The following is a 12,077-nucleotide window of genomic DNA, read 5'->3' on the forward strand; positions in this document are numbered from 1 at the left end:
TCCTGTATTAGTCAAACTCCAGTTCCACCTGCTCCGAACCAATGAGGCCACGGAGATCGTTTAATAAACGATCGCTCGGAGAGACACGCCACGTCGCGCCAAAACGCAACCGCGCGCGTGCATCCGCCCTCTGATAGTAGAGATGTACTGGAATTGTCCCAGAGCGGTGGGGTTCCAGAGACTGACGGAGTCGGTTTAAAAGCTGGTCATCAATTTGCCTGTCCGTCAGCGAGATAGCAAGCCCGCGAGCATATTTTTCCCGGGCTTCGTCAATATCCATCACTTCGCGAGCGGTCATTTTAAGCCCACCGCTGAAGTCATCAAAGCTGACCTGTCCGCTGACGATAAGTATGCGGTCTTTTTCCAGCAATTGCTGGTATTTATCCAGGGCGTCAGTAAACAACATCACTTCCAGCCGCCCGGAACGGTCATCCAGCGTGCAGATACCGATACGATTGCCGCGCTTGGTGACCATAACCCGCGCGGCAACAACGAGCCCCGCAGCCGTGATGACTTTACCACGTTCTGTCGGGTGCATGTCTTTCAGCCTTACGCCTCCGACATAACGCTCAATCTCTTTTAAATACTGGTTGATAGGGTGTCCCGTCAGGTACAGACCTAACGTTTCACGTTCCCCATCTAATACCACCTGCTCCGGCCACGGTTGGCAGCTGGCGTAGGATTGTTCAATTTGTTCCGGTTCTTCGGCCAGCACGCCGAACATATCGGCCTGACCGATAGCTTCCGCTTTCGCGTGTTGATCTGCCGCTTTTAACGCATCACCCAGCGAGTTCATCAGCGCCGCGCGGTGTGGCCCAAGACGGTCAAACGCCCCGGACATGATCAGTTTTTCCAGCACCCGCCGGTTTAACTTTTTGGTGTCGGTTCGGGCGCAGAGATCAAACAGTTCGCGGAAGTAGCCGCCTTTATTACGGGCTTCGATGATCGCCTCAATCGGACCTTCACCTACCCCTTTGATCGCGCCAATACCATACACGATTTCGCCGTCGTCGTTGACGTGGAAATGGTAAAGACCGGAGTTTATATCTGGTGGCAGGATTTTCAGCCCCATCCGCCAGCACTCATCCACCAGGCCCACCACCTTCTCGGTGTTGTCCATATCGGCGGTCATTACCGCCGCCATAAACTCCGCCGGATAGTGCGCTTTCAGCCATAACGTTTGATATGACACCAAAGCATAGGCCGCAGAGTGCGATTTGTTAAATCCGTAACCAGCGAATTTCTCCACCAGGTCGAAGATTTTCATCGCCAGTTCAGCGTTGATTCCGTTCTTTTCTGCACCTTCAGCAAATACAGAACGCTGCTTAGCCATCTCTTCCGGCTTTTTCTTACCCATCGCACGACGCAGCATATCCGCGCCACCGAGGGTATAACCAGAAAGCACCTGCGCAATCTGCATGACCTGTTCCTGATACAGGATAATGCCGTAGGTTGGCTCCAGTACCGGTTTCAGGCTTTCATGCTGCCACTGTACGTCCGGATAGGAGATTTCTTCGCGACCATGTTTACGGTCAATAAAGTTATCCACCATCCCTGACTGCAACGGACCAGGGCGGAACAGTGCCACCAGTGCGATCATATCTTCGAAGCAGTCAGGTTGCAGACGCTTGATCAGGTCCTTCATGCCGCGCGATTCAAGCTGGAATACCGCCGTGGTTTCCGAGCGTTGCAGCATGTCGAAGCTTTTCTTGTCATCCAGCGGGATCGCGGCGATATCCAGCGGCGGCTCGCCATTCTTCGCCCGCCGCTTGTTGATCATCTCCAGCGCCCAGTTGATGATGGTGAGCGTACGCAAACCAAGGAAGTCGAACTTCACCAGTCCGGCGTATTCAACGTCGCTTTTATCAAACTGGGTGACCGGATGTTTGCCCTCTTCATCGCAATAAAGCGGCGCAAAATCGGTAATTTTGGTCGGCGCGATAACCACCCCACCGGCGTGCTTACCGGCGTTACGGGTGACCCCTTCCAGTTTGCGCGCCATGTCGATCAGCGCCTTAACTTCTTCATCCGCTTCGTAGATTTCCGGCAGCTGCGGCTCGGCTTCAAACGCTTTCGCCAGCGTCATCCCCGGATCGGGCGGGATCAGTTTCGAGATACGATCGACAAAGCCGTACGGATGCCCCAGCACGCGGCCTACGTCGCGGATCACCGCTTTCGCCGCCATCGTACCGAAGGTGATAATCTGCGATACCGCATCACGACCGTACATGTCCGCTACGTGTTCGATAACCTGATCGCGTTTCTCCATACAGAAGTCAACGTCGAAGTCAGGCATGGAGACACGTTCCGGGTTAAGGAAACGTTCGAACAGCAGGTCAAATTCCAGCGGATCGAGGTCGGTGATTTTCAGCGCGTAGGCCACCAGTGAACCCGCACCGGAGCCACGGCCTGGCCCTACCGGTACGCCGTTATCTTTCGACCACTGGATAAATTCCATAACGATGAGGAAGTAGCCCGGGAAGCCCATCTGGTTGATAACCTGAAGTTCAGTCTCCAGACGTTCGTCATATTCCGGGCGGCGCTTAACACGTTCTTCCTCATCAGGGAATAAAAAGGCCAGACGCTCTTCCAGGCCCTCTTTTGCACGCTTGACCAGATAATCTTCGGTGCTCATGTCCCCGGTCGGGAACTGCGGCAGGAAGTATTCACCAAGACGCACAGTTACGTTACAGCGTTTGGCGATCTCAACGGTGTTGGCAAGGGCTTCTGGGATGTCGGCAAACAGCTCGCACATCTCCTCTTCGCTACGCATATATTGCTGCGGCGAATAGTTACGCGGGCGTTTAGGATCGTCGAGGGTAAAGCCGTCGTGGATCGCGACGCGGATTTCGTGTGCGTCAAAGTCGCTGCTGTCGATAAAGCGCACATCGTTAGTCGCCACGACGGGCAAACCGCGCGCTTCCGCCAGTTCCACCGCCGCGTGCAGATAGCTTTCTTCATCCGGCCTGCCGGTGCGGATCAGCTCGAGAAAATAGCGATCCGGGAAGTGTTCTTCATAAAACGCGACACACTCATCTACCAGCGCGCTGTTACCACGCAAAAGACTGCGTCCGACGTCGCCCATGCGCCCGCCGGAAAGAAGGATCAACCCTTCGTTTAATTCGATAAGCCAGTCGCGATCGATGATCGGCCCGGCGGCACCGTACCCGCGCTGATACGCTTTTGAGATCAGCAACGTCAGATTCTGATAGCCGGTATTGTTCGCCGCCAGTACCGTCAGGTGGGTTAACTCATCACCCAGCAGGTCGCACTGGACGTTAAAATCTGCCCCGACGATAGGCTTAATCCCTGCGCCATGTCCCGCTCCGTAGAACTTCACCAGACCGCAAAGGTTGGTGAAATCGGTGATCGCCAGTGCTGGCATACCCAACGCCGCCGCCTTTTTTACCAGCGGTGCGGTTTTGGCCAGGCCATCGATCATCGAGTAGTCGCTGTGCACCCGCAGGTGTACGAAACGTGGTTCAGACATCTTCAGATTCCGGTTTACTTAATCTCGACACAAGAATCAGGACGCAAGTCCCAGTGCGCGTTTGACAGGCCCAAAGCTGCGCCGATGGTGTTCGGTCGCGCCGTGTTCAGCCAGTTTTTCCAGATGAAAAGCGGTTGGATACCCTTTGTGTTGGGCAAAACCATATTGCGGGAAAACAATATCCAGCGCCGCCATTTCGGCGTCGCGCGTCACTTTCGCCAGGATAGACGCGGCACTGATTTCCGGTACGCGGCTATCGCCTTTCACCACAGCCATCGCAGGCATCGGTAATTTCGGGCAGCGGTTACCATCAATCAACACATATTCCGGCGCAATATGCAGCCCAGCGACGGCACGCTGCATCGCCAGCATGGTCGCATGAAGAATGTTCAGCTCGTCGATTTCGTGGGGTTCCGCGCGCCCCAGACTCCAGCTCAACGCTTTCTCTTTGATCTCTTCATAGAGCGCCAGACGACGTTTTTCGCTCAGCTTTTTGGAATCATTCAGCCCGGCAATCGGGCGCGCCGGGTCGAGGATCACCGCAGCGGTGACGACCGCGCCAACTAACGGCCCGCGTCCGACTTCATCCACACCCGCAACCAAGTGCGTGTGCGGATAAACAAATTCGATCATTGTGCTAACTCCAGAACGGCTTGTGCCGCCTGCTCATCGGCATTGCAGCGGATCTGCTGATGCAGTTCACGGAAGGTATCGTGCATCGCGTGGCTGGTTTTCCCGTTCGCCAACAGCGGTAACAGCGCCGCAGCCAGTTTTTGCGGCTCACACTCTTCCTGCAATAACTCTTTGACTAACTCTCTGCCCGCCAGCAGATTTGGCAGCGAGACATAATCAGTTTTCACCAGACGCTTCGCCAACCAGAAGGTGAAAGGCTTCATGCGATACCCCACCACCATTGGGCATTTCGCCAGCATACACTCCAGGGCTGCCGTACCCGACGCCAGTAGCGCCGCATCACTGGCGACCATCGCCTCACGGCCCATTCCATCCAGCAAATGAACCGACAGGTCTGGCGCAACTTCCGCTTTGATACGCTCAAACTGCTCACGGCGTTTGGCATTCACCAGCGGCACCACGATCTCGAGATCCGGATATGTCTGGCGCAAAAGCTGGGCCGTTTTCAGGAAATCGGCACTAAGCATTTCGACTTCCGCGCCACGGCTGCCCGGCAACAATGCCAGACAGTGGGCATCGTGAGGGATACCCAGCACATCACGGGCGGCGTTTTTATCTGGATCTAACGGCATGGCATCAGCCATCGTGTGACCGATAAAACGGCACGGCACGTTATACTTGTCATAAAACGCTTTTTCGAAAGGCAGAAATGCGAGCACCAGATCGGTGGCTCTGCCTATTTTGAAAACGCGTTTCTGTCGCCACGCCCAGACGGACGGACTGACATAATGAATGGTTTTGATACTCTGCTTTTTAAGGTTACCTTCGAGGGTAATATTGAAGTCAGGCGCATCAATGCCAACAAAAACATCTGGCTTTAGTTCACCAAAACGCTTTGTCAGATCGGCACGAATATGCAGTAAGCGACGCAGACGACCGAGCACTTCAACAATGCCCATCACCGCCAGTTCTTCCATTTCGTACCAGGCTTCGCAGCCTTCAGCCTGCATTCGTGGCCCGGCAACGCCAACAAAGCGGGCGTTGGGCACACGTTCTTTCAGAGCGCGGATTAAACCGGCCCCCAGGATATCGCCGGAGGTTTCTCCGGCGACCAGGGCAATCGTTAATGGACGCTGTTCAGTCATTAACGAATCAGACCGCGCGTTGAGCGTGCAAAGAAATCGGTAAAAGCTTTCACTTCCGGATACGTTTCCGCCAGTTCAGCAATTTCCGGTTTCACTTCATCGAGCGTTTTACCGCTGCGATAAATCAGCTTATACGCATTGCGGATAGCGGTAATCGCCTCGCGGCTGAATCCGCGGCGCTTCAGCCCTTCGATATTGACACCGAACGGCGTTGCGTGGTTACCCTGCGCAATGACATAAGGAGGGACGTCCTGCGCCACACCGGAGCAACCGCCAACCATCACATGCGCACCAATGATGCAGAACTGATGGACTGCGGTCATGCCGCCGATGATCGCGAAGTCGTCTACCGATACGTGACCCGCCAGCGTTGCGTTGTTGGCGAGAATACAGCGGTTACCTATCGTACAATCGTGCGCAATGTGCGCGTTGATCATCAGTAAGTTGTCGCTGCCCACCTTCGTCAATCCACCGCCCTGGACTGTGCCACGATGAATGGTGACGCTTTCGCGAATGCGGTTACGATCGCCGATTTCCACACGGGTCGGTTCGCCAGCATATTTCAAATCCTGGTTAACTTCGCCGATGGAGGCGAACTGATAAATCTCATTATCGCGGCCAATTTTAGTATGACCATTCACGACAACGTGAGATTTCAGTACGGTACCCTCACCAATTTCGACATGGGGTCCAACGATACAAAAAGGACCAATGTGTGCGTTCGCGCCAATCGACGCGCCCTCTTCCACAATGGCGGTTGGATGCACAAAGGCGGATTTATCAATCACGTATCAGGCCTCCCGGCTACGAGCACACATCATCGTTGCTTCGCAAACTACTTTACCGTCGACCAGAGCAACCCCTTTAAAACGGGTCAGGCCGCGGCGCGTTTTTTCGAAAGTGACTTCCATGATCATTTGATCGCCAGGCACGACCGGGCGCTTGAAGCGCGCTTCGTCAATACCAGCGAAATAGTACAGCTCACCCGGTTCCAGTTTTCCTACGCTTTTAAACGCCAGAATACCTGTTGCCTGTGCCATTGCTTCCAGAATCAGCACACCCGGGAAAATCGGTTTTCCAGGGAAATGGCCCTGGAAGAATGGCTCATTGACAGAGACATTTTTTACTGCGCGCAGAAAACGACCTTCTTCAAAATCCAGCACGCGATCTACCAGTAAGAACGGGAAACGGTGCGGCAGAAGTTCTAAAATCTCTTCAATCTGCAGAGTATGAGTGTTAGTAGTCAAGATACTCTTCCTGTCAAAATATAAGAAACGACAATAATAACACGGCCTGCCGCAATCGTAAGAATGAGACAGGCCGTAAAGTTTGGCGAACAAAAGATGGAACGTTAGTCTTGTTGATTAACCTTGCGCTCAAGCGATTTCAGACGCTTGCTCATGTCATCAATGTTCATCACCAGTGCAGCGGTTTTGCGCCAGACTTTGTTGGGTTGCAGCGGAATGCCTGAGGAATAGACGCCTGGTTCAGTGATGGGACGCATCACCATACCCATGCCCGTAACCGTCACTTTGTCGCATATTTCCATATGCCCGTTGATTACGCTGGCTCCGCCGATCATGCAGTAACGACCAATTTTCAGGCTGCCCGCCATAATGACGCCGCCGGCAACCGCCGTATTGTCGCCAATCACGACGTTATGTGCAATCTGGCACTGGTTATCAATGATCACGCCATTGCCAATAATAGTGTCATCCAGCGCGCCGCGATCGATGGTTGTGCAGGCACCGATCTCCACGCGATCGCCAATAATTACGCGACCAATCTGTGGGATCTTCACCCAGTTACCACGATCGTTGGCATAACCAAAGCCGTCTGCGCCTACCACTGTTCCGGACTGGATCAGGCAATTCTGACCGATCTGGATCTCATGGTAAATGGTTACGTTCGCCCAGAGACGCGAACCTGCACCGATTTTGCTGTTTTTACCTACGAAGCAACCGGCACCGATAATCACGTTATCGCCCAGTTCAACGCCGGACTCAATCACCGCGTTAGCGCCAATCGATACGTTGTTACCCAGCTTCGCCGTCGCGTCGATCACCGCACTGGGTGCAATGTTCTGCGCGGGCTGCGGCGTGGTATCTAAAATTTGCGCCATGCGCGCGTAAGTCAGGTAGGGATTCTTCACTACCAGCGCGGCACTTTTCGCGAAAGGAAGATCGTCCTGGGTCATGACAACCGCGGACGCCTGGCACAAGCCTAAATGCTCACGGTATTTTGGGTTAACCATGAACGTAATGTGACCTGTTTGTGCAGATTGCATGGACGCAACGCCGGTGATGACGATATCGCCATCACCGTGTAGTTCTGCATCCAACTGCTGCGCTAAATCAGCCAGTCGAATTGAAGGCATTACTTATTTAACCTGTTTCAGTACGTCGGCAGTGATGTCTTTTACATCGCTGCTGTTGTAAGCAACGGCGTTTGCATCAACAACCAGATCGATATCCTGGCTGTTGGCAACGGATTTCACAGCAGTCTGGATACGAGTAACCAGTTTGCCGCGTTCTTCGTTGGAACGACGTGCGCGATCCTGCTCAAAAGCCTGCGCTTTCTGAGCAAAAGTCTGGCGCTGAGCCATCACGTCTTTTTCCAGCTTAGTGCGATCGCTGCCCGCTTTCATGGACTGCAGCTTTTTCATTTTAGCCTGCAGATCGGTTTCCATACGCTGCAGTTCGCTGGCACGGCCTTTGAACTCATTTTCCAGCGTGTTAGAAACACCGGTTTTCTGCGCTACCTGCTGGAACAGGCTGCCCATGTTGACGATTGCAATTTTGTCAGCCGCCTGAGCAGATGTTGCCAGTGCTAAACCGAGACCTGCAGCTAATAACCACTTTTTCACAATAAACTCCTTACCATCCCATTTGCACCGGAGGGTGCAGTTCTTTGCGTGGCCCGGCGATCTTATATTGATCGCCTAAAGTCATCGCTACACTACCACTACATTCCTTTGTGGAGAACACTTACCAGGTTTTACCGATGTTAAACTGGAACTGTTCTGCCTTGTCTCCATCGTACTTTTTGAACGGCTGGGCGTAGGAGAACACCAACGGCCCCAATGGGGACATCCATTGTAATGCGATACCCGCAGACATACGGATATTGCTTGGATCACTATAGTCCGGATATCCAGAATATTGGCTGGAATCCCAGTTTGTATCCCAAACGGTACCCATATCCCAGAAGAAGGAAGTACGAACCGAATTAGCATACTTATCGCTAATAAACGGCGTCGGGGTGATGAACTCGAGGCTGGCAACCGCCATGGCGTTACCGCCTACAGCATCATCCGATTTACACAGGTCTTTCGCGCCGTCCTGAGTCGCACATTCGTAATCATAGCCCGGATCATAATTACTGGCCTGATGCGGGAAGTAAACTGCTTTCGGACCAATGGTATTGGACTGGAAGCCACGCACGGTGCTGGAACCACCGGCATAGAAGTTCTCGTAGAACGGCATCTCTTTGCCGCCTAAACCATCACCATAACCCCAGCGGGTACGCCCCAGAACAACCCATTTGTGATCGTCATCGATCGGCACATAAGTCGCCGTGTCTAACGTCACTTTGTAGTATTCGTTATCCGATCCAGGAATGGTCACTTTACCGGTCAGGTTGACACGTGAACCATCTGTCGGGAAGTAACCACGGTCAAGCTTGTTATAGGTCCAACCATAGTTGAACGTGAAGTCGTCCGTTTTGAAGCTGTTATCCTGATCAGAGGTGCTCGGATGTTCACCCATAGAGTACAGATAACGCCACATCGCAACCTGAGGCTGCATGTTGGACAGGGAGTTATGTACATAACCCAGACCTGCACGCAGCGAGTTATATTCGTTGATCGGGAAGCCCAACGTCACGTCTGTACCATAACTCTTGTTGGTATAGTCGGACAGGTCGGCGTCATCTGCCTGGAAGTCATTATAGAAGAGACGACCACCGAGGCTTACACCATCTACAGTGAAGTACGGGTTGGTTACCGACAATTCAGCATAGGTCTGGTAATCGTTTTTGGTCCCGTTGATACCAACAGCATAACCTGTACCTAACCAGTTATCCTGTTGCACGCCAGCCTGGAAGCTCACGCCACTTTCAGTACCGTAACCAATCCCGAAGTTGAAGCTACCGGTGTTACGTTCTTTCACCTTGTAGACTACATCTACCTGGTCCGGGCTACCCGGAACACGTTGGGTATCGGTATCGACAGTTTCAAAGAAGCCCAGACGATTCAGACGCTCCTTACCCTGATCGACCAGATCGCTTCCCAGCCATGCACCTTCCATCTGACGCATTTCGCGACGCAGGACGGCATCTTTCGAGGTATCGTTACCTTCAAAACGGATCTTACGCACGTAGAAACGGTTACCCGCATCAACGTTCACGCGTAATTTAACGGTTTTGTCGGCATCGTTAATTTCGGGCATCGACTGTACGCGCGGATAGGCATAACCATAGCGACCGAGAAGCTTTTTAATGTCATCTTCCATCTTGGTCACTTTGGTGCCGTTATACAGCTCACCCGGCTCGATCTTAGTCAGCTGCTCAATTTCAGCGGAGTGCCCGGCAAGGTTGCCGCTCACTTCAACGCCAGAAAGCTTGTACTGATCGCCTTCGGTGATGTTCACCGTGACGTAAATACCTTTTTTATCTGGCGTCAGACTGACCTGGGTAGAGTCGATGTTGAAACGGGCATAACCGCGATCCAGATAGTAGCTGCGCAGGGTTTCAAGGTCGCCCGCCAGTTTCTGTTTCTGGTATTTACGATCGCCTACCACGTTCCACCACGGCACTTCGTCACGCAGTTGGAAATGAGAGATCAGTTCGTCGGTGGTGAAAGCATGGTTACCAACAATGTTAATTTGCTGGATTTCAGCTGACACACCTTCCTGGAACACCAGTTTTAGGTCAACACGGTTGCGCGGCAGCGGGGTCACGACAGCTTTAACGCTGGCGCTATATTTACCGACGCTGTAGTAGAAGTCTTCCAGACCTTTCTCGATATCGGCAATGGTGGTGCGATCGAGGGATTCGCCCACACGCACACCAGAAGCCTCGAGGTTTTGCTTCAGCATGTCATCTTTCACCGATTTGTTACCGGAGAAAGTAATGCTGGCAATGGTCGGACGTTCTTTTACCTGAACCAGAAGGGTATCACCATCACGAAGGACGCGAACATCCTCAAAGTTGCCGGTAGCAAACAGAGCGCGAATGGTATTACTGATATCTTCATCATTAACCGTGTCGCCTGTGCGCACCGGCATACTGAGGAGGGCCGCACCAACGGCGACACGCTGAAGGCCTTCGAAATGAATATCTTTCACTACGAACCCTTCAGCACCGTATACGGTGGCGCTGCTAAACAGCAGCGACGCTATGAGCAACTTTTTCATCGCCATCGTTATTATGCGTTCTTCCTAACTAACTCTCATAACCGAGAGAAATCATTGAAAAGTGCAAGCCCCATTAACAGCACCAGCAGAATCGAGCCAATGCGATAACAAAAGTCTTGAACCCGCTCGGATACCGGTCCGCCCTTGATCTTTTCGATCGCAAGGAACAGCAGATGCCCCCCGTCAAGCACGGGCAACGGAAACAGGTTAATTATCCCTAAGTTCACGCTAATAAGCGCAAGAAACGGCAGGTAATAAACTACCCCGAGTTCCGCTGTCATCCCAGCCCCCTTGGCGATAGAGATCGGCCCACTGAGGTTGTTCAGTTTCACATCACCGGTGATCAATTTTCCCAGCATACTGACCGTCAGCTTCATCAGCTGCCACGTTTTGTCCGTGGCTTCGACGATGGCGTTGAACGGCCCATACTGGCGTACAACTTTATACTCATCTGGCAAAGGAATGACTTTCGGCTCAATACCGACAAAACCAATCGCTTTACCATTACCCGGTTTACTCTCCGGGATTAATGTCAAAGACAAGGGACTCCCCTGCCTTTCGATTTCTAACGCTAAGGATTTACCCGGGTTATCCCGGACAAGCATCACAAAGGTCACCCACTGCGTTAAGGGCTGACCATCGACTTTAACGATCCTGTCGCCTGCTTGCAAACCTGCCTTGCTTGCCGCCGAGTTTGGCTGCACATTTTCCAGTACAGGTTCAATTTGCGGCCCACGAGGACGAATCCCCAGCGAAGATACCGGATCTTCTTTATCAGGCTCAAACGCCCAGTGACGTAAATCGAGCTTTACATCCCGCCGTTGGTCGCTGCCAAATGGCGCTACTGTAATGGTGGTGCTTTCATCGCCAATTTTATCGACCAACTGCAAACGCACGGCATCCCAATCAGGCGTTTCGATACCATCTACGGCTTTTAGTTCCGTACCTGGTGCAATTTGTGCTTCCGCAGCTATCGAATTGGCTGCTATTTCGCCAACCACCGGACGTACGCCAGGCACACCAATAATAAAAACCAGCCAGTAGGCAAAGATAGCAAAAATGAAGTTTGCAACCGGACCTGCGGCAATAATCGCCGCTCGTTGGCCGACAGATTTATTATTGAAGGCATGGTGGCGGAGTTCCGGAACGACCGGTTCTGCGCGCTCATCCAGCATTTTGACATAACCGCCCAACGGGATCAGGGCGATAACATATTCGGTGCCGAGCTTATCAGTTCGCCGCCAGAGCGCCTTACCAAACCCTATTGAGAAACGCTCAACGCGAACACCACAACGCCGGGCAACCCAGAAATGACCAAATTCATGCACGGTGATAAGTACACCCAGTGCAACGATGAACGAAGCCAAATCCCAGAGAAAACTCAGCATATTACCT

At 52.7% G+C, this 12,077-nt stretch carries 9 protein-coding genes; all 9 read right to left on the minus strand.

Annotation, left to right across the window (positions count from 1 at the left end):
* Nucleotides 1-7: 7 nt before the first annotated feature.
* The 9 genes from dnaE to rseP all read right to left on the minus strand — a co-directional run bounded on the left by dnaE (nt 8) and on the right by rseP (nt 12,070).
* The gene (gene dnaE / locus OQV04_RS10180; RefSeq protein ID WP_001294774.1) at nt 8-3,490 is read right to left on the minus strand and encodes a DNA polymerase III subunit alpha; all 3,483 of its coding nucleotides are present in this window, start codon (nt 3,488-3,490) and stop codon (nt 8-10) included.
* Between the two features lie 36 nt (nt 3,491-3,526).
* A complete protein-coding gene (rnhB, locus tag OQV04_RS10185) occupies nt 3,527-4,123 on the minus strand; it encodes a ribonuclease HII (RefSeq protein WP_032186056.1) in 597 nt (198 codons plus the stop codon).
* The gene (gene lpxB, locus OQV04_RS10190; protein WP_032280283.1) at nt 4,120-5,268 is read right to left on the minus strand and encodes a lipid-A-disaccharide synthase; all 1,149 of its coding nucleotides are present in this window, start codon (nt 5,266-5,268) and stop codon (nt 4,120-4,122) included. The genes rnhB and lpxB overlap by 4 nt, the downstream gene beginning before the upstream one ends.
* Entirely contained in the window at nt 5,268-6,056 is a 789-nt protein-coding gene (lpxA, locus tag OQV04_RS10195) for an acyl-ACP--UDP-N-acetylglucosamine O-acyltransferase (RefSeq protein ID WP_032280282.1), read from the minus strand. The genes lpxB and lpxA overlap by 1 nt, the downstream gene beginning before the upstream one ends.
* 3 nt (nt 6,057-6,059) lie before the next feature.
* The gene (gene fabZ / locus OQV04_RS10200) at nt 6,060-6,515 is read right to left on the minus strand and encodes a 3-hydroxyacyl-ACP dehydratase FabZ (RefSeq protein ID WP_000210739.1); all 456 of its coding nucleotides are present in this window, start codon (nt 6,513-6,515) and stop codon (nt 6,060-6,062) included.
* Between the two features lie 104 nt (nt 6,516-6,619).
* Entirely contained in the window at nt 6,620-7,645 is a 1,026-nt protein-coding gene (gene lpxD, locus OQV04_RS10205; RefSeq protein ID WP_001139279.1) for a UDP-3-O-(3-hydroxymyristoyl)glucosamine N-acyltransferase, read from the minus strand.
* Nucleotides 7,646-7,648: 3 nt separating this feature from the next.
* Complete coding sequence (skp, locus tag OQV04_RS10210) at nt 7,649-8,134, minus strand: molecular chaperone Skp (protein WP_000758956.1); 486 nt, start codon at nt 8,132-8,134, stop codon at nt 7,649-7,651.
* A 121-nt stretch (nt 8,135-8,255) separates the two neighbouring features.
* Nucleotides 8,256-10,688 (minus strand): outer membrane protein assembly factor BamA, encoded by a 2,433-nt coding sequence (gene bamA, locus OQV04_RS10215; protein WP_032280281.1) that lies wholly within the window; start codon nt 10,686-10,688, stop codon nt 8,256-8,258.
* Nucleotides 10,689-10,717: 29 nt separating this feature from the next.
* The gene (rseP, locus tag OQV04_RS10220; protein ID WP_001295561.1) at nt 10,718-12,070 is read right to left on the minus strand and encodes a sigma E protease regulator RseP; all 1,353 of its coding nucleotides are present in this window, start codon (nt 12,068-12,070) and stop codon (nt 10,718-10,720) included.
* Nucleotides 12,071-12,077: the final 7 nt, after the last annotated feature.

Origin of the sequence: Escherichia sp. Lx600-2, from assembly GCF_036662595.1 — a bacterium.
Lineage (GTDB): Bacteria > Pseudomonadota > Gammaproteobacteria > Enterobacterales > Enterobacteriaceae > Escherichia > Escherichia coli.

Coding starts and splice junctions, on each gene's coding strand:
- rnhB (WP_032186056.1), bottom strand. CDS start 4,123: ATGATCGAATTTGTTTATCCGCACACGCACTTGGTTGCGGGTGTGGAT.
- lpxD (WP_001139279.1), bottom strand. CDS start 7,645: ATGCCTTCAATTCGACTGGCTGATTTAGCGCAGCAGTTGGATGCAGAA.
- dnaE (WP_001294774.1), bottom strand. CDS start 3,490: ATGTCTGAACCACGTTTCGTACACCTGCGGGTGCACAGCGACTACTCG.
- rseP (WP_001295561.1), bottom strand. CDS start 12,070: ATGCTGAGTTTTCTCTGGGATTTGGCTTCGTTCATCGTTGCACTGGGT.
- bamA (WP_032280281.1), bottom strand. CDS start 10,688: ATGGCGATGAAAAAGTTGCTCATAGCGTCGCTGCTGTTTAGCAGCGCC.
- lpxB (WP_032280283.1), bottom strand. CDS start 5,268: ATGACTGAACAGCGTCCATTAACGATTGCCCTGGTCGCCGGAGAAACC.